Genomic DNA, 19,959 nt, shown 5'->3' on the forward strand with positions numbered 1-19,959 from the left:
TTATTCGTCCGGAAGTCTTGAAAACCGGTCGCGATAATTTTGAGGCGAAACATGAAGGTGACGTTGAAAAACCCGTCTTAAAGTTTCTTCGCTCCCAAAGCCACATTGGCGAACTATCTTTTTTATCGACCAGTTCTGTTCAAGATATTGTCTTGCAGCCTCAAGCCGGAAAAGCTCGATGGCTTTGCCCGGCGATGATCCGGTATCACGCGTATAAAGGCGGGAAAAATTCCGTTCGCTCATACCACATTTTTCGGCAAGCATTGCAACCGACAAGGGGCGGGAAAGATTTTTCATAACCCATTGATTGAGGAGATTGAATCGTTCGTCCTCGCAATAAAAATCGAGAAGTTCGCTGAACTGGCTTTGACCACCCGGACGACGAAGATAGACAACCAATTGACGGGCAACGGATTTTGCCAGATCGAACCCCAAATCTTCTTCCACCATTGCCAAAGTCATATCTATACCGGAGGTGATTCCGGCAGATGTCCAGATTTTACCGTTGCGAATAAAAATTGCTTCGTTTGTCCATAAAACATCAGGATAATCCTTCCGGAATTCGTCTATCCTGCTCCAATGCGTTGTTGCTTTTTTCCCGTCAAGCAGCCCGAGCTTTGCCAATGCCAGAGAGCCGCTACAGACCGATGCTATGCGCCGCGTTTTCCGGTTCATCATATCAATCCATTGAAGCATGGCTTTGTTTGCGGCAAAGCGGTTGATGCCGCGACCACCGCTTATAATAAGCGTGTCAAGGTGATCGGGAGCCAAGGACAAAGGTCCAACTGCCAATTCCAGCCCGCTTGTCGTTCTGATTTTGTCATTCTCGGCAATTGTCAAAAGTTGGTAGGGCTTCACGTTACTTTCATAAAGGTCATTGGCACTGGCATAAAGGTCATTGGCGCTGGAAAAAACCTGCATTGGCCCCGTAATATCGAGCAATTGCGCATCATCAAAGCAGACAATAGCAATCGTTTTTGGCGCAATGGTTTCCGGTGCAATGGCTGCCAAAAAATCAATCGAACATCTCTTACTTGGCTTAAATTGTGGGGTCTTTGTCATGACTGCCAATCTAGCGTGCTCTATGGTTTTTAAAAACATATTTTTAAAAAGGGATGATCAATGACCATAAAAGCCGGATTTTTTATTTTTGATGAAATGCAACTTTTGGATTTTGCTGCACCCTACGATGAATTTTGTTCAACTCCTGAAATAGAGGTTTCTCTCATTGGAGAAACCTTGAAGCCGATTACAACGACGAGCGGTTTATCCTTTGCGCCCGATCATGATATCAGCACAATCCTTCCGCTTGATGTTCTGTGCATTCCCGGAGGAGATGGCGTCAATCAATTTATCAATAATGAACCGGTACTCGAGTTTTTCCGTAAAGAAGCAAAAGAAACCCGCTTTGTCACATCGGTTTGCACCGGTTCGCTTATACTGGGTGCAAGCGGCCTTCTCAAAGGCCGCAAAGCCACAACCCACTGGAGCGCCATGGAATTTCTACCGCTTTTCGGAGCAATTCCTGTTCAGGAACGTGTGGTTGTTGATGGTCATATTATAACCGCCGGCGGGATTACTGCAGGTATGGATTTCGGCTTGGTCATTATCGCAAAACTTCTAGGCCAGGAAACGGCCGAAAAAACGCAATTGCTCATGCAATATGATCCCGAACCGCCGTTTGATTGTGGAACACCTGAGAAAGCCCCGAAGGCACTGGTGGAGCAACTTCAACAGGAAAATAATACTGACGAACGGAAAAAAATTATCCGGAAATGGCAGGAAAAACACGGATCCTGACGAGCTGTTGCGCGTCTTGATTGTCAAAACGATAAAATGAATTTTTTAAAAAAAATGCCGGTATAAACCGGCATTTCAAGCATAATTGAGACTCTCCGCTGTTTTATAATAGACCGGAGGAAACCATCGATAAACGATGGTTCAAAAGGCTTACCAATAGCCCAATATTTTCCACCAGATACCGCCAATAATTGCGAAGACCAGAAGATTGACGACACTCATCACAAAACCCACGCCCCACCAGCGGCCAAGAGTGACGTAACCCGAACCGAAAATAATCGGTGATGTACCGGTGGCATAGTGGGTCAAGCACATCATGATTGCCGAGGCGGCAGCCATCAGCAACATGAACAGATTAATATAATCACCGGGAATGAGGTTAACACCAACCATCAGGAAGGCCAGCATCATTGCACTGATGTGAGCTGTCGTACTTGCAAATACATAGTGGGTATACATGAATGTCAGGATCAATACAGCCATCGCTGCAGGCCAGCTCATGCCGCTTGATTCAATAGCAAAGCGCAGTCCGTCAGAGAACCAGGCAATAACACCAAGTTTGTTAAGCTGTCCGGCCAACATAACCAGCGCTCCGAACCAGATGAGTGTATCCCAAGCACTTTTTTCCTTGAGCACATCATCCCAGGTCAGTGTTCCGCATAACAACAGGATGACCAGACCAACGAATGCAACTGCCGTCGGATCAACCGAAAAAGACGGGCCGAACAATGCTGCCGGAAGACCTGCCCACAACAAAAGCATAATGACGAATGTGAGCAGCATAATAATTTCCGGCGCTTTGATCTTACCCAGTTTCTGCAACTCATCATGGGCAAAAGTGACAGCATTCGGAGTAATTTTCAGTTCTGGCGGAGAAATCAGATAAATGACAAACGGCATAAGCAACATGGCAACAATGCCCGGTACCAACATGCACAGTGCCCAGGTACTCCACGAAAGGGTAAAGCCTTGATGGGTTGCTTCGGCAATATAATTCACAACCAGCGGATTCGGAGCTGTCGCTGTAATAAACATGGCCGAGCTGATCGGATTTGCGTGATAATTGACTAGCGCAAGATAAGTACCAACTTTGCCTTGCGTTCCTTTCTGGGGAACAGAATCATAGGCAAGGGCAATCGAGCGCATGATCGGGTGAATAATACCACCGCAGCGTGCTGTGTTGCTGGGGGTAAAAGGAGCAAGCAATAATTCGCAAAGTGCGAGTCCGTATCCGATACCGATGGTTCGTTTACCGAGAAGACGAATGAAATAATAGCCAATCCGTGCACCCAAACCTGTTTTAATCAGGCCGCGCGAAACAATGACCGAAATAACAATCAGCCAGATTAGCGCATTATCCATGGAACCCAGCGCATCGGCGACAGCTTTCGGAGAGGTTGGTGATGTCACCTTGGACAACATGACCACGGCAATCGTAATCATCGACATGACGCCAAGAGGCATAACTTTAAGAATGATGCCAAGAATAGCTGCCACAAAAATGGCTACAAAATGCCAAGCTTCTGCAGTCAAACCGGCAGGCTTCGGCGACATATATAAAGCCCAGTAAATGAGCACACAAATAATACCGGGAATAATACGAAAAGGTACATATTCCGATAGTTTCTGGTTTAATTTGCTTAGGGATTGCATCAATATAATCCTTTATGAAGGCTTCTCCAGTAAGGGTTTTATATAGAAGATTTCAGTTTATAGACCAGTCAAAAGAAGCCTTGGTCTCATGAAACATCCACATCTTAATATCACTTTGAATGAAACTGGCAATAATATGATTTCTCTTGCCACATTATCCAGATTTGAAACGAAAAACGATAAAATCTCATATTGATAGAAATAACGTTATAGGCAATTTTCGTTTAATTGATACTTTTACCGCCGTTTTTCATATAATCGACAAACTTGGTTTCCGCTTTATAGGTAATTTAGTACTTCAATAATTACCTCCACATATTGTTCTCAAAACTGGAAATCTCTTCTCCGAAGGCCCCGAACAATTCTCGTATAATGCCATTTGGTAAAGACACCCTGATTGGCGAGGTATTCTGCCCGCACTATAATTGTTTTTCTGTTCATTCTTAAAGTTCAACCAGCCCTTTATTAAGATGCGGTCTTTCAAAAAATCTGCTTCGCATAGTGCCTTTGTCTTCAAATGACCAGTTACCATATCATGAATTATATCCTGTTTGTGTAGATTACCGGCAGTGTGTAACCATGTTTCCTCAATACAATGGACAATAGTTGCCGAGCAATCTTGACCGGTCTTTTGACAATGTCATTATCGGTATATCGTGACCGGAGACACAGAAAGACAGAAGACCATTTTGTATGGAAGGGGTAAACTTCGATAAAAAGTCGGGTAAAAAATTTCTTCCAACTTACCCACCCTCTATCAAAAATTCTGGAGGAATTTAAGGTTCTCCGACCATTCTGACAAAACGAAGAACACAAGCTTCAATTTTCGAATTGCTTGATGATTTTGTCCATATCGGCAACTTTCAAATCATGATCAAGATAGGCCTTTTTATCGGATAATTCGATATCCAAACCATATTTGGTTTCGTATGACAAAGTACCTTTTTCAATCGAAAAATCGATCACATGACCACCCGTTGTCCGGTTTTTGTCAACGAGATGAACATGAAAGCCGGCAACCGAAACATTCTGGAAAAATTCCGGCGTCCAAAACCCGATAAGCTCCCCTTCAATGTCTTTGATATCTTCAACAATTTGGTGTTCAGCCACTTCCATGGCGTTTTTAAAACGCTGATCAAGCTCCCTCGGTCTCCGCACCTTCAAATGATCGAATTTGCCTTCCAATTTTATTGCAACGAACACATTGTCGAACTTCAGATGTTTCGACAATTCCTCATATAGAGTTGATTTCGAAACGTATGAAATTGCAAAACTCGCCTCGGGGGCAAATGTTGTAATTTGCGCGAATGGCATTCTTTCTGTGTCATCCATTATTCGTAATGGTCTGTTACCTTTGGCATCCCAAAAATGACAACAATCAATAATGACTTCTCCAGTCAAACCTTCCGAACATCCCAAACCGAAATTTCCATGTTTTTTAATTTCCGATATCGGAAATAAACCATCAAAAACTCCCATCATAAGAGCATTAACGCCTGAAAATTGGGTAATTTTTTTTGTCATTATGTATTTTCCTATTTAATGACAGCATAGCACAGGACAATTTTCGCCTTTTGAAACGAACTATGTTGTAGATAGCCATAACTTCTAAAAGTTCAATAATAGGTTGTGTCAACAATGACAAATATTGAGGAAATGAAAACGGGTGTTTTCCAAAAGAAATCTTGCTTTTCCTGATCGCATTTAATTAACACATTAAATTTATCTACTTCGCATTCACAAACCCGACTTTCAATTCGGCCTAGCGGAACGCAAAATACATGTAAGAATATTCTATAATTTGAAAAACGAATGCGTGGCATGAAAATATAAAGAAACAAAGAGAACAAAAATAGGCGGGGCTCGCGGCACAATGGCTCGGCAATCGACACCGTTCCAGCAAGCCTAGGCCTAGCCAACTTATAAAACTTTCGCATTTATAATTGGGGATAAATTGGAGCGGGCGATGGGATTCGAACCCACGACCCCAACCTTGGCAAGGTTGTGCTCTACCCCTGAGCTACACCCGCTCACAAACCGGAAGCGCTTCGCTTCGGTCGTGCCTATATGACCCAACCTTGCGACGATTGCAACATAAAAAATAAAATTCTTTCAATATTCGTTTTTCATGCTTTAAAAATCGTTGAAAATGTTGATTTCCGGCCAAGGCTCCAATAAAGCTTTTAAGAGGTTTTAGAGGGAGAAGTGATTATGCGACGTTTGGTTCTGGCAGCCGCAGCAATTTTGGCATTGGGAAATTTTTCATTTGCAGCCGATAAAGTGAAAGTCGATATTACGCAGATTGTTGCCCATCCGGCTTTGGATGCTGTGCGCAAAGGCGTAGAGGATGTCCTTGCAAAAGAGGGCTACAAGAATGGCGAGAATCTCACCCTCAACTTCCAGTCAGCACAAGGAAACATTTCCACAGCAACCCAGATTGCGCGCCAATTTGTCGGTGACAAGCCGGATGTGATTGTTTCCATTGCAACGCCTTCGGCACAAACCATGCTTGCAGCGACCAAAAACATACCGATTGTTTTTTCGGCAGTTTCAGACCCGGTTGAAGCAAAGCTCGTACCGGATATGAAGAAACCCGGTGGAAATATTACCGGAGTATCCGACCGCTCGCCGGTTGAAGAACATATAAAACTCTTGAAAGAAATCAAACCCGATCTGAAAAAACTCGGCTACCTTTATAATGCTGCTGAGGCCAATTCGGTTTCGACCTTGAATGTATTGAAAAAGCTCGCAGAAAAAGAAGGAATCGAGGTTATCCCCTCGGCTGCACCGAAATCATCCGACGTGCAGGCAGCAACCCGTGCCCTTATTGGCAAGGTGGATATGATTTATGTACCGACAGACAATACAATTATCTCTGTGCTAGAAGGTGCAACGAAAGTAGCAGCCGAATCAAAAACACCGCTTTTTACGGCTGATCCGAGTTCGATCGGGCATGGTGCCTTTGCAGCCCAGGGAATCGATTATTATGATTCGGGGCTCGAGACCGGTAAACTCGTTGTCCGTATTTTAAAAGGTGAAAAACCCGGAGACATTGATGTTGTCACTCCGGAAGGGAAGAATGTGGCGATTGACCTTCAAGCTGCAGAAAAAATGGGGGTTGTGATTCCCCAACCGGTCCTTGATACGGCGGCAAAAATTATCAACAAATAAGGTATCCTGACGGTGGAATTTTTCGATACTGACATAATTGCAAGCGGGGCAATTGCCTCATGAGTATGTTTGCCTTCACCGGTGCTGTCGAGCTCGGGCTTGTTTATGCGTTTGTCGCTATCGGAGTCTATTTATCGTTCCGGATTCTCGATTTTCCGGATTTGACGGTGGACGGTTCGTTCCTGCTAGGCTCGACTGTCTGCGGTGTCATGATTCTATGCGGTTTTAATCCGTGGTTTGCCATGTTTTCGGCTTTGATTGCAGGAATGATTGCCGGACTTGTTACCGCACTTTTGAATTTGAAATTCGGCATTCTGAACCTCCTTGCATCCATTTTAACAATGTCGGCGCTCTACACCATTAATCTTCGCATTATGGGAATTATGGGGGTATCGAATGTCAATCTGGGTTTGGCAGATACCGCGCTCACACCGTTTTATAATCTGTTCGGATTGCCGGATATGATTATCCGCCCGCTTTTTGTTGGTATTCTCGTCATCATTGTTGCTTTTCTTGTCTGGCGTTTTCTGGAAAGTGAAATCGGCCTTGCCATGCGGGCAACCGGAACGAATCAGCGTATGGCGAAAGCTCAGGGAATCAAAACCGCGCTTCTCATTTATGCCGGTATGGGGTTATCCAATGCTCTGGTTGCTCTTGGCGGGTCGCTTTATATCCAGACCGCTATTGCCACCGATATCACAGGAGGTGCAGGAACCATTGTCTTCGGGCTTGCTGCCGTTATTATCGGCGAGACATTGTTTAGAACCCGAAATCTTTTACTGATTATCATAAGCTGCATTGTCGGTTCTGTCCTCTATCGTGTTGCTGTGCAATTTGCATTTGAAGGCAGTAACCTTGGTATTGATACATCGACAGACTTGCAGCTTATTACCGCTTTGATTGTGGTATTGACTCTTGTTTTGCCGCATTATCTGGGGGCAAAAAAGCATGATTGAACTGCAACATATCGGCGTAACATTCAAAGCCGGAACGCCCTTGGAAAAACAGGCTCTTATCGATCTCAACCTAAAAATTGAACGTGGCAGCTTTGTAACGATTATCGGCTCGAATGGTGCTGGCAAATCGACCATGCTTGGCGTTCTTGCCGGAGATATTTTGCCCAATGAAGGCAAAGTCATTATCAACAATATTGATGTTTCGAGAAAATCCACAGCCGAACGGGCTGGCATGATCGCACGGGTTTTTCAGGACCCGCTAGCAGGAAGTTGCGGGTCACTCACTATTGAAGAAAATCTTGCCCTTGCCGCCCGTCGCGGAAAACGACGGGGGTTGCGATCGGCTCTGACAAAAGAAAATCGCGAAATATTCCGCGCACGCATTGCCGCTCTCGGTCTTGGACTTGAAGACCGTATCCAGAACCGGATGGACAGTCTTTCGGGCGGGCAGCGTCAGGCTTTGGCGTTGATTATGGCCACGCTGTCAGATGCCGATGTTTTGCTGCTTGACGAACATACCGCCGCACTTGATCCGGGAATGGCCGAATTTGTCATGAAATTGACAGAAAAAGTCATCAAGGAAAACAATCTGACCACTTTGATGGTTACCCACTCTATGCGGCAGGCACTTGATTATGGTGATCGTACCTTTATGCTGCATGGTGGAAAGGTAATACTTGATGTGCACGAAGAAGAACGCAAAGGTCTTGATGTGAGCGACCTTGTCGGCATGTTCCAAAAGGTCAGAGGTGAAGCGCTCGACGATGACAAGCTGCTGATGGATTAACATGGCGCAGAAAAAAGCACATGAAGTCGACGGTTTCCTTTCACGTTTACAAGCGCAATACCCCATTGTTCTGATTTACGGTCCCGATAAGGGGCTCGTTTCCGAACGGGCTTCGAAATTTGCCAGGCTCACCGGTGTCAAACTTGATGACCCGTTTTCCAATATCAGGCTTGAAGCGGCCGATCTTGAACGTGACCCGACGCGCCTTCTCGACGAAGCCCATACGGTTTCGCTGTTTGGCGGAAAACGGCTCATCTCGATAAAAAACGCCGGCAATGGACGAAATCTCACCGAAGTTGTCAAAAAACTTGCAAAAACCGGCCTTGAAAATGTTTATCTGATGATAGAGGCCGGAGATCTTAAAAAAGGTGCAGGCTTACGTTCGGCTGTGGAAACGGCAGCATCAGCCATGGCACTTCCCTGTTATGCCGATGATGCACGCTCGCTTGAAGGACTGATTGATCAGGTGCTCGGTGAATATCACCTTGCCATTTCGCTTGAAGCAAGAAAATGGCTCAGAGAGAGTCTGGGGGGCGACCGGCTTATCTCGCGCAGTGAATTGGACAAGCTTTGCCTTTATGCAATGGACAAGAGCGAGATTACGCTTGATGATGTAAAAGCTGCCGTGAGTGATGTAAGCGGCCTCACTTACGATGAAATTATCGATGCTGTACTCATTGGTGATCTTGTCGGCTTTAACAACCGTTTCGACCGTCAGGTTGCAACCGGCAATGCGCTTTTTTTGATATTAAGCGCAGCCGAGAGACAATTCCAACAATTGCAAATTTTACGCCAGCAAGTGGAAGTCGAGGGGAAAACGCCCTCTTCCGCTATTGCTTCAGCGCGTCCGCCTATTTTCTTTCGCCGACAAAAAGTTATGGAACAGGCACTTACCCGTTGGACATTGAAGCGGATTGCGGAAGCGATGGAGCGGTTACAAAAAGCCGTTCTTGAAAGCAGAGAAAATACAGCTCTTGCCGAACCGATTATCCGGCAGGCACTCCTGGCGCTTGCTGTTCAATCCAGGCGCCAGAACTAGTTTTCGATTTTAAGCAGTGGGCTTAACTGCGTTTGACGTGTTCAATATAAAGTTCGCGTAAGCGCAATGTTACTTTTCCGGGCTTTCCATCGCCAATTTTACGCCCGTCAACGCTCAAAACAGGAGCTGCAAAATTGGTTGTCGAAGTAATCAACGCTTCACTGGCAGCATAGGTTTCTTCCAATGTAAAAAGCCGTTCTTCGACATTAATGCCGTTTTTGCGGGCAAGCTCCAGAATCGTACCGCGGGTAATACCGGGCAAAATGGAGTGATCCAACTGGCGGGTGACAAGTGTTCCCTGACGATCGACAATAAAGAAATTGGAAGAGGTTGCTTCGGTCAGATAGCCATCCTCGACATAGACTGCATCGTCAACGCCCTCGGCATGGGCGTGGGTCTTGGTCAGAGACGAATAAAGAAGCTGCGTCGTCTTGATGTCGCGGCGGCACCAGCGGCCCTCTTTCACCGATATCATTTTCAACTGCGGCATTTTTTGAAGATTTTTGACAATGCCTGTCTGGGTGAACATGAAAAGGCAAGGCTTCAATTCACTATTGTCATAAACAAAATTACGATCACCGGCGCCACGCGAAACCTGAAGATAGACAGTGCCGTTGTCAAGACCGTTTCGCTTGATAAGCTCGCGATGAATATCGAGAAATTCATCTCTATCCACGTTGAATTCTATCTCCAGCGCTTTCAGAGAATTTTTCAGCCTTTTGATATGTCCGTCAAAGTCGAGAAACTTTCCGTCAAGAAAAGAGGTGACTTCATAAACGGAATCGGCAAACATGACAGACCTGTCAAAAATTGAAATCCGGGCATTTGTTTCATCAAACCAATCGCCGTTGACATAAACGGTGCGTGTCATTGTATTTTTACCTCTTCAACATCATTCACCAGCGAAAAACATTTATCATGCCGGAGAGAATCCGGATATTCCGGTTTTAGAAACCGGAAGCCTTCAACTCTTTCCGGACGATCATTTTCCGCGTTTAAAAATCACTATGGAATTTTGGCTAAACTTAAGGCAGATTTGGCAGAGCAGCAATAGCCGAGATGTCGCGGCCGATCATTTCGTGCCGCTTTTTTCATAAGGAAAATATCCGATGGCAGAACCGATTGCTTTTGTCAGCCGTAGTGAACAAACCGAAAGGGATAACTGGTTAAAAGTCCTTTCCGAAAATTTGGGCGATGAAAAGATTGTTGATTTCAACGATTTGAAACCGGAAGATTATGGCGCAATCGAACTTGCCATTGTTGCAAACCCCGATCCCGCCCAATTGAAAAAACTCACAAATCTGAAATGGATACAAAGCCTGTGGGCAGGTGTCGAACGGATGGTGAAGGAATTACCCGAAAATGCACCGCCAATTGTACGGCTCGTTGATCCCGCTTTGACCGAAGCCATGGCCGAAGCTGTTCTTGCATGGACGCTTTATTTAACCCGCGATATGCCGCGCTATCATCGCCAGCAACAGGTGCGGCTCTGGCAAGCTCATAGCTATAAGCCCGCCTCACAATGGAAAATCGGCCTTCTCGGTTTAGGTCAATTGGGAAGAGCTGCAGCGAAATTGCTGACACTTACCGGATTTCAGGTAAATGGTTGGTCAAAGAGCCAAAAGACACTTGATAATGTCACATGTTCGAGCGGAAAAGCCGGTTTTATGCGACTGATTGAAACAAGTGATATTGTCGTTCTCCTTATACCGCTCACTAAGGAAACAACGGGGCTTCTTGGACAAAATGAATTTGCCCATATGAAAAAGGGAGCAAGCCTGATCAATTTTTCCAGAGGGCCTGTTATTGATACAGATGCTCTTTTTGACGCTCTTAATAATCGTCAGCTCGATCATGCGGTTCTTGACGTTTTCGATCAGGAACCTTTGCCGCCCGATTCGCCCTTATGGCTGAATGAAAATATAACCGTGCTTCCCCATATTTCGGCGCCTACAAACAAAGAAAGTGCCGCAAAAATTGTGGCGAAAAATATAGCAAATTGGCGAAAAACCGGAAAATTGCCGTCTGTCGTCAACCGGATGCGCGGCTATTAAAATAATATCTAGACAAAGCCAAAGAAAAACCACCAAAAACCGGCTTTAGAAAAATTGGTGCGGAAACCTTGCTTTCGTCATAATCGTTATATAGGTAAACTATATAACAGAATGGTATATCTATGTCGGTCAAAGCAACCTTATCTTTCACAGAAGATCATATCGGCTCGGTCGGGCGGGAGCGCATCAAGCTTCTTGAGGCTGTCGGCCGCGAAGGTTCGATTTCTGCGGCTGCCCGTTCTGTCGGGCTTAGCTACAAGGCTGCATGGGATGGCATTAGCGCCATGCAAAACCTCGTTGCAAAACCGCTTTTGAAAAAGAATATCGGCGGGAAAAATGGCGGTGGTGCTACCCTGACACCGGAAGCGTTAAAACTCATCGAAACTTTTCACCATCTTGAAACCGGACTTGCCACAATGATGAAGCAAGCTTCCGATAATCTGTCGGAAATAGGTTTGAGTTCGACAGGACTTTTACAAGGTTTCATGATGAGAACCTCGGCACGCAATGTTTTATCGGGTCACATTTTATCGATCGAAAGTGCAGTACCTGCCGCATTTGTAACCATCAGTATTTCCCGAAAAATCGACATCAAAGCCGAAATTACTGAAAAAAGTGTCGAACGGCTTGGACTTGTCAAGGGGCGTCAGGTTGCAGCTCTTATCAAAGCACCCTTTGTGAGGGTCGTACCTTTTGAAGACAAGGACAATTTTTCTGAACAAAATCGTATTCCGGGAATTTTACAATCAATCACTGTCGGCAAAAAAAGCGTCGAGCTTAACGTTGAAATTGGTGAAGACAAAACACTCATCTCAACTATGAGACCGGATGACTCCGCACTTCATGGACTGATGGCCAATCAACCTGTTCTTGCGCTTATCAAGGCTGAAAACATCATTATTGCAACATGTTAGGAGAAGACAATGAAATCCGAACTCGCTTTATCGATAGGTCTGTTGCTGGCAAGTGTAACCTTTGCCCATGCCGGTGAAACCGTTGTTGCGGTGGCTGCCAATTTTACTGAACCCGTCAAGGAAATTGCCGAACAATTCAAAGAAAAGACCGGACACACGGCAACACTTTCATTTGGTGCCACCGGTAATTTCTATACACAAATAAAGAATGGTGCTCCTTTCGAGGTATTTCTTGCTGCCGATACCGAAAGGCCAACCAAGGCCGTTGAAGAAGGCTATGGTGTCAAAGGAACAGAGTTTACCTATGCAATCGGCACATTGGTGCTGTGGAGCGCAAAAGATGACCTTGTAAAGGGTCCTGAAACTTTGACGGATAGCAAAATTACCCACATTTCCTTCTGCAATCCCGATGCGGCTCCTTATGGCAAGGCGGCTGTCGAGACAATGGATGCGCTCAAAGTTCACGACAAAATCAAGGACAAACTTGTCGAAGGGCAAAACATTTCGCAAGCCTACCAGTTTGTCAAAACCGGAAATGCCGAAATCGGTTTTGTTGCACTTTCGCAGATTATCAATGAAAAAGGCGGCTCGAAATGGATTGTTCCACAAACCGACTATAACCCGATCCGTCAGGATGCCGTGCTTTTGAAAACCGGTGAAAATAATGAAGCGGCAAAGGCTTTTGTGAGCTTCCTCAAAGGTCCGGAAGCGGCAACCATTATCAAAAAATATGGCTACACTTTGCCGGAAACAAAGTAGAAAGCATGATGCTACTTTCCAATGAGACATGGACCGCGATCAAGCTTACGGCCGAATTGGCGACGGTAACCACGTTTTTTCTGATGGCTATCGGAACGCCGATTGCTTTGTGGCTGTCGCGATCCAAAACTTATGGAAAAGAAATCGTCGCATCCATTATCTCCATACCTTTGGTTTTGCCACCAACAGTTCTGGGCTTTTATCTTCTGGTGTTTCTGGGACCTAATGGACCGGGTGGCTTTATTGCACCATGGTTCGGCATGGATAAATTTGCCTTCACTTTTGAAGGGCTGGTCATCGGCTCGGTCATTTATTCCATGCCTTTTGTTGTTCAACCCATCCGCAATTCATTCGAGGCTATGGGAAGGCGGCCAATGGAAGTCGCGGCAACGTTGCGTGCTTCGCCATGGAAAGCATTCTGGAAAGTCGCCCTTCCGATTGCGAGCCCCGGTTTTATGACTGCCGCAGTTTTGGGGTTTGCCCATACAGTGGGCGAATTCGGTGTTGTGCAGATGATTGGTGGAAACCTGCCCGGCAAAACGGCCGTGATCTCGACCACCATTATGAGCTATGTCGAAGCCGGTCAGATGCATGAAGCCAATGTTCTATCAATCATTATGGTTATCTTTTCATTCTGCATCATTCTTACTGTTTCACTCTTGCAAAAATTTATGCAGGCACGAACATTATGAATGAAACTATTTCTGTCGATCTTAAAGGGACACTGGGCAATTTTTCGCTCGATTGCACGTTTCATGCACCGCTTCGCGGTGTCATTGCGCTTTACGGCCCTTCCGGATGCGGGAAAACTTCAGTCTTGCGCGGCATTGCCGGACTTAACCGGTTTTCAGGAAAAGTCGAGATCGGCAATGAATGCTGGCAAAACGAAACCGGTTTCGTTCCTGTTTATAAACGTCCCCTCGGCTATGTTTTTCAGGAAGCTAGTTTGTTTCCGCATTTGTCTGTCAGAAAGAACCTTACCTTTGCTATGGCGAAAGGCGAAAACAATCTCTCGCCGACTTTCGACGAAGTGGTGGAATTTTTGAATATTGCCCACCTTATCGATCGTGCGCCGCACAACCTCTCCGGTGGTGAACGTCAACGTGTGGCAATTGGCCGTGCTCTCTTGTCGCATCCCAAGATTCTCCTTATGGATGAACCACTATCGGCACTCGACAAACGGTCGAGAGATGAAATCCTTCCCTTTCTGATTGGTTTGCGTGACCGTCTTTCAATGCCGATCATTTATATCACCCACGATATTTATGAAGTCGAACGGTTGGCCGACACATTGGTGTTGATGGATAGTGGCAAAGTTATTGCCTCCGGCAGTTTGAGAGAAATCGAAGCAAATCCTGATCTGCCGCTTGCCAATACTCGCGAAGCTGCTGTCAATCTTGATGGCTATGTCAAATCCTATAACGAACATACCGGCCTTGTCGAAGTGGATGTACCGGGTGGCACGTTCATTGCCCCGTCCGCACCTTTGGCAATAAGTAAAAAAATGCGCATTCGCATTGCTGCCAATGATGTGAGCCTTGCTGTCGAAAAACCGCTGAAAAGCTCGATCCTCAATGTGATGCCGGCGCGCATTCTGACAATGCGAGAACAAGGGCATTTTGAAGTTCTGGTCAGACTGGAATTGGGTGATAATGGAAAGGGAGCGCATTTTCTTTCACGCCTCACACGCCATTCATGGCAAATATTAGGGCTTAGGGAAGGAATGGATGTTTATGCCCAAATTAAAGGCGTTGCCCTGATCGACCAGCAAGAGGGGTAACTCTTTCAAGATAAGTTCTCGCGAGTTCGACTGTGCCTTGCAAAAAAGTTTTGCGAAGCTTTTTGGCCGTTGGCGTTTGATTGTGCGTTTCAAGCCATGCTGTCAATTGCAACCGGCGCATCATGATAAGATGGACAATCATATCTGCCATTTCCCGGTTTACCGGCATCACTTCTCCATAACCTTCAAGCCATGCATTGATATAGCTTGGCACAAATGGATTATCTTCGATAAAGCTCAATGCGTTGGCAAGATCCAATCCGAACCAAGAAAAGCCGCAATCATCAAAATCGATCGCGGCAAGGTTTTTGCCATCAATCAACAGATTTGCAAGCCGCAAATCGCCATGGATAAGACCGTAATGGGCTTTATCTTTTGGGAAAGTTGAAGAAAAAAATTCAAGCGTTTTATCGCAGTGTTCAAGAATTTCACGATCGGCAGGTCGAAGATTTTCGGCCTTTCGCCAATCTCCCCAGATCGCATTCGGGCCGATCATTGTTTCATAAGTCCAATGTTTACGAATGAATCTTTCCGGCCTTACCCAATTCATGGATTGGCGATGCAATTTGGCGGAAATTTTGCCAAGTTCAAAAAACCGGCGCACAAGCGCCTTATCAGCTTGAGGTTCTTGTCCCCGTATAAACGAAAAACAGGCAAGCCTGAAAATGCCCGCTTCGACAAACAATTGACCGGAACGGGAAGTGAAAAGATGTGGAACCGTTACAATGCCGGATTGCTCGATTGCCTGAAGCCAAAGGAGTTCGGATAAAATTTCATCATTTTGATGATAGGAAGGCCGATAAACCCGTATAATTCTTGTCTCGTCCCCGAAAGTCACCCGAAAAGTCGCATTTTCCGATATGGTGAGAAGGTCGATGCGGGCGCTCTTGGGAATATCCCAACAAGCAAGATTGTTCCTTATCAAAGTCGGGAGGTCGGTTTCGGCTTTATTGATCATCGATGTAACAGAAACACTGCCTGTTGCCCGAACAAATTCCAGGCTCCCAACGGCAATTTGCCTTTGACGGGTTTTCCCTGCCGATTCAACACCACCGCTTCTTCGATTTTTGCCCCTATTTCATTGACCAGATCGATAAAATCCTCAATCGTGCAAAAATGGATATTCGGCGTATCATACCAACTATAGGGAAGCTCTTTGGTAACCGGCATACGGCCGAGAAAAAGCAGATGTGCGCGGGCGCGCCAATAACCGAAATTGGGAATGGAGACAACGGCCCTCTCGCCAATGCGTAAAAGTTGTTCGAGCACGACCTTCGGATTGTGCGTTGCCTGTAAGGTTTGCGAGAGAATAACATAATCGAAACACGAATCCGGATAATAGACGAGATCGCTATCGGCATCTCCCTGAATGACCGAGAGCCCTTTAAGCAAACATTGGTCAACACCCTGTTGCGACAATTCGACACCGCGCCCATCGACATTGCGCCGCGTTTGCAACAGATAAAGCAAACTGCCATCGCCACACCCGACATCAAGAACACGGGCGCCCGGCCTGATAAAATTGGCGATCACTTCAAAATCGGTACGGGATTTTAGTGCCGACAATAATTCTTCATCCTCGTTCATGCCGTCAATCCCCTCTGTTCTGCGGCCGCTGTCAGGAAACTGTGAATGGCAGAAAACATCACCGGTTCATCAAGCAGAAAAGCGTCATGACCTTTATCGGTTTTGATTTCAACAAAAGAAACCCGCGCTCCGGCAGCGTTGAGTGCGTGCACAAAAGTACGACATTGTGCGGTGGTAAACAGCCAGTCACTGGAAAACGAAGCGACAAAAAACCGCCCGCGCGACCCCTTGAAAGCGTCTGCCAGTTGGCCACCATATTCGGCTTCAAGATCGAAATAATCCATCGCACGCGTCAAATAAAGATAGCTATTAGCATCAAAGCGCTCGACAAATGTCATCCCCTGATGACGCAAATAGCTTTCTATCTGGAAATCGGCATCAAAACCGAACGTTATCTGGTCTCTATTTTGTAAATTCCGCCCGAATTTGCGATGAAGTGCCGCTTCCGAAAGATAGGTGACATGGGCTGTCATTCTGGCAACAGCCAAGCCTTTTGTCGGGCGTTTTCCTGCTTCGAGATAACGCCCGCCCAACCAGTTGGGATCAGCCATAACGGCTTGTCTGCCAATTTCATCAAAAGCGATATTTTGCGCCGAGTGGCGCGCACCGGTCGCAAGAATAACAGATGAAAACACTTTTTCCTTATAGGCTGCAGCCCATTGCAATGCCTGCATTCCGCCCATGGAACCACCAACCACACAAAACAACGTTTTGATTCCCAGTTTTTCAACAAGCATTGCCTGTGCGCGCACCATATCGCCTATCGTGATAACAGGAAAATCGAGTGCATAGGGCTTTCCCGTTTTCGGATTTTTCGATGCCGGACCGGTAGAGCCGAGGCACCCTCCTAACACATTGGAACAGATCACATAATAGCGTTCGGTATCAATAATTTTACCGGGCCCTACCAATATATCCCACCAACCGGGCTTTCCGGTTACCGGATGGGTGTTGGCAACATGTTGGTCGCCAGTCAAAGCATGGCAGATTAAAATGGCGTTGCTTTTGTCTTCATTCAATGTGCCATAGTCCTGATAGGCAATCTGGAAAGGCGATAAAACAACGCCGCTATCAAGCTTTAGCGGCTCGTCTGGCCCGAACAGCGCTACTTTACTATCAGGAAAATCGGCTTGGGAATTTTTCGCGCCGGAAGATTTTCCGGACGATTTTATTTGTGTCATGTCGGTTGCACCGTCTAGAAAGAAAAATAATAGCTAGTCGCCTCCTCTGACAAATGTCAAGATTTTCTCTCGACTTCGGATGAAAGCAAGGGTATTTCGTAAAATATTAAACTACCAGACCGGATAAATATCGATGAAAAAAGATGTTCTTGTTGACCGTCCACAGCCTAGAAAAGGTATTCTGGACATTGCAGCTTACGTTCCCGGATCAAGCGAGGTAAAAAATACAAAGAAAGTTTTCAAACTTTCTTCAAACGAGTCGCCGCTTGGGCCCTGTCCTGCAGCGATTGATGCTTATCGGCAGGCCGCAGCACATCTTGAACTCTATCCGGATGGTTCGGCCACACCGCTTCTTGAAGCCATTTCGGAAGTGACAGGACTTGCAAGAAGCAATCTGATGGCGGGAAACGGATCGGATGATTTGTTGAGTCTTTTAGCCAATACCTATCTTACAGCCGGTGATGAAGGTATTATGACCGAGCACGGCTTCGGTGTTTACGAAATACAAATCAGAGGGACCGGTGCAAAACCTGTTATTGTGAAAGAAAAAGATTGCCGAATTGATATTGATGCCATTCTTGACGCAGTAACAGAAAGAACAAAAATCGTTTTCATCGCCAATCCCGGTAATCCGACGGGCACCTATCTGACAGCAACCGAGGTCAAAAGGCTTCATGCAGGGCTGCCTAAAAATGTGCTTTTAGTCCTTGACGGTGCCTATGCCGAATTTGTCACCGAGGATGATTACGATACCGGCGTAGAACTTGTTTCTGTCAACGAAAATGTTGTCATGACACGCACATTTTCAAAAATTTACGGGCTTGCCGGTTTGCGTGTGGGGTGGATGTATGCGCCCCTTCATGTCATTGATGCGGTCAACCGTATTCGTGGGGCTTTCAATGTCAGTGTACCGGCACAGGCTGCTGCAAGTGTTGCTTTTCGCGACCGTGCCTATCTCAAGAATGCAATAGCCTATAATTCAAAATGGCGTTCTTGGCTCACACATGAAATCGAAACGTTGGGGCTTAAGGTTACGCCTTCTGTCACCAATTTTCTGCTCATCCATTTTCCGGCAGACAAGGATAAATCGGCCGCTCAGGCTGATGATTATCTGAAAGCCAACGGGTATATTTTGCGCCGCGTTACCGGATACGGATTTCCGAACGCGTTGCGCCTTTCCATTGGATCCGAAGAAGCAAATCGCGGCGTTGTCGCCACATTGAAAAATTTTTTGAAGTAGAAAAATGTCTGAAGTAAAATTTAAAAAAATCGCCCTTATCGGTATCGGCCTTATCGGCTCTTCTCTTGCCCGTGTCATCCGGCAGAAAAAATTGGCCGATCATATTGCCATTTCCACCCGCACAGGCACAACGCTTGAACGGGCACGCGAACTTAAACTCGGTGACAGCTACACCACCGACAATGGCAAAGCGGTTGAAGATGCCGATCTCGTTATTGTTTCGGTTCCGGTCGGTTCATCTGGTCAGGTTGCAAAAGAAATTGCACCACATCTAAAACCCGGTGCCATTGTTACCGATGTCGGTTCTACCAAAGCATCGGTTATCCGCCAGATGAAACCGGAATTGCCCGATAATGTCATCTTTATCCCCGGTCACCCCATTGCCGGTACGGAATTTTCCGGTCCTGACGCCGGTTTTGCCGACCTTTTCATCAATCGCTGGTGCATTTTGACCCCGCTTCCTGATACAGATGAAAAAGCAATCGCCAAATTGACGCAATTCTGGGAAGCCTGTGGTGCAAAAGTTGACAGAATGGATCCCGAACATCACGATCTGGTTCTGGCAATCACATCGCATTTGCCACATCTTATTGCCTATAACATTGTCGGCACGGCCAGCGACCTTGAAAAAGTCACTAATTCCGAAGTCATTGCCTATTCGGCTTCCGGTTTTCGCGATTTTACCCGTCTTGCCTCTTCCGACCCGACAATGTGGCGCGACATCTGCCTGAACAATAAAGACGCTATCATTGAAATGCTCGGACGTTTCAGTGAAGACCTCGCTTCACTCCAACGCGCAATCCGCTGGGGAGATGGTCAGGCTTTGTTCGACCTTTTCACGCGTACACGTGCCGTAAGACGCGGCATTATTGATGCGGGTCAGGAAGTCGATGCACCCGATTTTGGTCGTCAGGTTGCTCGCAAACACCCCGAAGATCTAAAAAAATAACCGGACTTCACAAAGAAGCGTGTTTGCCAAAATTAAACGCGCTTCTTTTAACTATCTCTTATAACCGGATTTGTCTGAGACGATCGGTT

General features: G+C 46.1%; 19 protein-coding genes and 1 tRNA gene. 12 read left to right on the forward strand and 8 right to left on the reverse strand.

Annotated features, from left to right (window positions below):
- Complete coding sequence (locus BBC0178_RS11380; RefSeq protein WP_078040235.1) at positions 1 to 1,062, reverse strand: GlxA family transcriptional regulator; 1,062 nt, start codon at positions 1,060 to 1,062, stop codon at positions 1 to 3.
- Between the two features lie 60 nt (positions 1,063 to 1,122).
- Between BBC0178_RS11380 and BBC0178_RS11385 the strand changes: the two genes are divergently transcribed.
- Positions 1,123 to 1,800 carry a DJ-1/PfpI family protein gene (locus BBC0178_RS11385; RefSeq protein WP_078040236.1) on the forward strand — a complete coding sequence of 226 codons (678 nt, stop codon included), beginning with the start codon at positions 1,123 to 1,125 and terminating at the stop codon, positions 1,798 to 1,800.
- 150 nt (positions 1,801 to 1,950) lie between these two features.
- On the opposite strand, the gene BBC0178_RS11390 is transcribed toward BBC0178_RS11385, so the two are convergent.
- The 3 genes from BBC0178_RS11390 to BBC0178_RS11405 all read right to left on the reverse strand — a co-directional run bounded on the left by BBC0178_RS11390 (position 1,951) and on the right by BBC0178_RS11405 (position 5,483).
- Positions 1,951 to 3,453 (reverse strand): DASS family sodium-coupled anion symporter, encoded by a 1,503-nt coding sequence (locus tag BBC0178_RS11390; RefSeq protein ID WP_077973278.1) that lies wholly within the window; start codon positions 3,451 to 3,453, stop codon positions 1,951 to 1,953.
- 819 nt (positions 3,454 to 4,272) lie between these two features.
- Positions 4,273 to 4,977: an acetolactate decarboxylase gene (locus tag BBC0178_RS11395; protein ID WP_078040237.1), complete on the reverse strand. Its 705-nt coding sequence runs from the start codon at positions 4,975 to 4,977 to the stop codon at positions 4,273 to 4,275.
- Positions 4,978 to 5,408: 431 nt separating this feature from the next.
- Positions 5,409 to 5,483: transfer RNA gene (locus tag BBC0178_RS11405), tRNA-Gly, on the reverse strand.
- 181 nt (positions 5,484 to 5,664) lie between these two features.
- Between BBC0178_RS11405 and BBC0178_RS11410 the strand changes: the two genes are divergently transcribed.
- The 4 genes from BBC0178_RS11410 to holA are packed head-to-tail and all read left to right on the forward strand — an operon-like array spanning position 5,665 to position 9,406.
- Positions 5,665 to 6,624, forward strand: coding sequence for an ABC transporter substrate-binding protein (locus BBC0178_RS11410; protein ID WP_078040239.1), 960 nt, complete (start codon positions 5,665 to 5,667; stop codon positions 6,622 to 6,624).
- Between the two features lie 59 nt (positions 6,625 to 6,683).
- Positions 6,684 to 7,580, forward strand: coding sequence for an ABC transporter permease (locus BBC0178_RS11415; protein WP_078040240.1), 897 nt, complete (start codon positions 6,684 to 6,686; stop codon positions 7,578 to 7,580).
- Positions 7,573 to 8,367 (forward strand): ABC transporter ATP-binding protein, encoded by a 795-nt coding sequence (locus BBC0178_RS11420; RefSeq protein ID WP_075869455.1) that lies wholly within the window; start codon positions 7,573 to 7,575, stop codon positions 8,365 to 8,367. Before BBC0178_RS11415 ends, BBC0178_RS11420 begins: the two co-directional genes overlap by 8 nt.
- 1 nt (position 8,368) lies before the next feature.
- On the forward strand, positions 8,369 to 9,406 hold the full coding sequence (gene holA, locus BBC0178_RS11425; protein WP_078040241.1) for a DNA polymerase III subunit delta: 1,038 nt from the start codon (positions 8,369 to 8,371) through the stop codon (positions 9,404 to 9,406).
- Between the two features lie 22 nt (positions 9,407 to 9,428).
- Here the strand turns inward: holA and BBC0178_RS11430 are convergent, their stop codons facing one another.
- Complete coding sequence (locus BBC0178_RS11430; RefSeq protein ID WP_078040242.1) at positions 9,429 to 10,277, reverse strand: D-amino-acid transaminase; 849 nt, start codon at positions 10,275 to 10,277, stop codon at positions 9,429 to 9,431.
- Positions 10,278 to 10,515: 238 nt separating this feature from the next.
- On the opposite strand from BBC0178_RS11430, the gene BBC0178_RS11440 reads away from it, so the two are divergent.
- From BBC0178_RS11440 to modC, 5 genes are all read left to right on the forward strand, one after another.
- Complete coding sequence (locus BBC0178_RS11440) at positions 10,516 to 11,460, forward strand: 2-hydroxyacid dehydrogenase (RefSeq protein WP_078040244.1); 945 nt, start codon at positions 10,516 to 10,518, stop codon at positions 11,458 to 11,460.
- Between the two features lie 122 nt (positions 11,461 to 11,582).
- Complete coding sequence (locus BBC0178_RS11445) at positions 11,583 to 12,374, forward strand: TOBE domain-containing protein (RefSeq protein WP_078040245.1); 792 nt, start codon at positions 11,583 to 11,585, stop codon at positions 12,372 to 12,374.
- A 9-nt stretch (positions 12,375 to 12,383) separates the two neighbouring features.
- The gene (gene modA / locus BBC0178_RS11450) at positions 12,384 to 13,133 is read left to right on the forward strand and encodes a molybdate ABC transporter substrate-binding protein (RefSeq protein WP_078040246.1); all 750 of its coding nucleotides are present in this window, start codon (positions 12,384 to 12,386) and stop codon (positions 13,131 to 13,133) included.
- A 5-nt stretch (positions 13,134 to 13,138) separates the two neighbouring features.
- On the forward strand, positions 13,139 to 13,825 hold the full coding sequence (modB, locus tag BBC0178_RS11455; protein WP_075869462.1) for a molybdate ABC transporter permease subunit: 687 nt from the start codon (positions 13,139 to 13,141) through the stop codon (positions 13,823 to 13,825).
- Entirely contained in the window at positions 13,822 to 14,913 is a 1,092-nt protein-coding gene (modC, locus tag BBC0178_RS11460; RefSeq protein WP_078040247.1) for a molybdenum ABC transporter ATP-binding protein, read from the forward strand. Before modB ends, modC begins: the two co-directional genes overlap by 4 nt.
- Here modC and BBC0178_RS11465 read toward each other — a convergent pair.
- Genes BBC0178_RS11465 through metX form a run of 3 tightly spaced genes read right to left on the reverse strand, consistent with a single transcriptional unit; the run spans position 14,876 to position 17,681 of the window.
- Positions 14,876 to 15,871: a phosphotransferase enzyme family protein gene (locus BBC0178_RS11465; protein WP_078040248.1), complete on the reverse strand. Its 996-nt coding sequence runs from the start codon at positions 15,869 to 15,871 to the stop codon at positions 14,876 to 14,878. The two genes, modC and BBC0178_RS11465, sit on opposite strands and share 38 nt — an antisense overlap.
- Positions 15,868 to 16,500: a methionine biosynthesis protein MetW gene (gene metW / locus BBC0178_RS11470; protein ID WP_078040249.1), complete on the reverse strand. Its 633-nt coding sequence runs from the start codon at positions 16,498 to 16,500 to the stop codon at positions 15,868 to 15,870. The genes BBC0178_RS11465 and metW overlap by 4 nt, the downstream gene beginning before the upstream one ends.
- Positions 16,497 to 17,681, reverse strand: a complete 1,185-nt coding sequence (gene metX / locus BBC0178_RS11475) for a homoserine O-acetyltransferase MetX (protein WP_078040250.1) — start codon at positions 17,679 to 17,681, stop codon at positions 16,497 to 16,499. Before metX ends, metW begins: the two co-directional genes overlap by 4 nt.
- Positions 17,682 to 17,814: 133 nt before the next feature.
- Here metX and hisC point away from each other — a divergent pair, with 133 nt between their 5' ends.
- Positions 17,815 to 18,921, forward strand: coding sequence for a histidinol-phosphate transaminase (gene hisC, locus BBC0178_RS11480; RefSeq protein WP_078040251.1), 1,107 nt, complete (start codon positions 17,815 to 17,817; stop codon positions 18,919 to 18,921).
- 4 nt (positions 18,922 to 18,925) lie between these two features.
- Positions 18,926 to 19,870, forward strand: coding sequence for a prephenate/arogenate dehydrogenase family protein (locus tag BBC0178_RS11485; RefSeq protein WP_075913782.1), 945 nt, complete (start codon positions 18,926 to 18,928; stop codon positions 19,868 to 19,870).
- The last annotated feature ends 89 nt before the right edge of the window (positions 19,871 to 19,959 follow it).

The organism is Ditibartonella apihabitans (assembly GCF_002007485.1).
Classification (GTDB): domain Bacteria; phylum Pseudomonadota; class Alphaproteobacteria; order Rhizobiales; family Rhizobiaceae; genus Bartonella; species Bartonella apihabitans.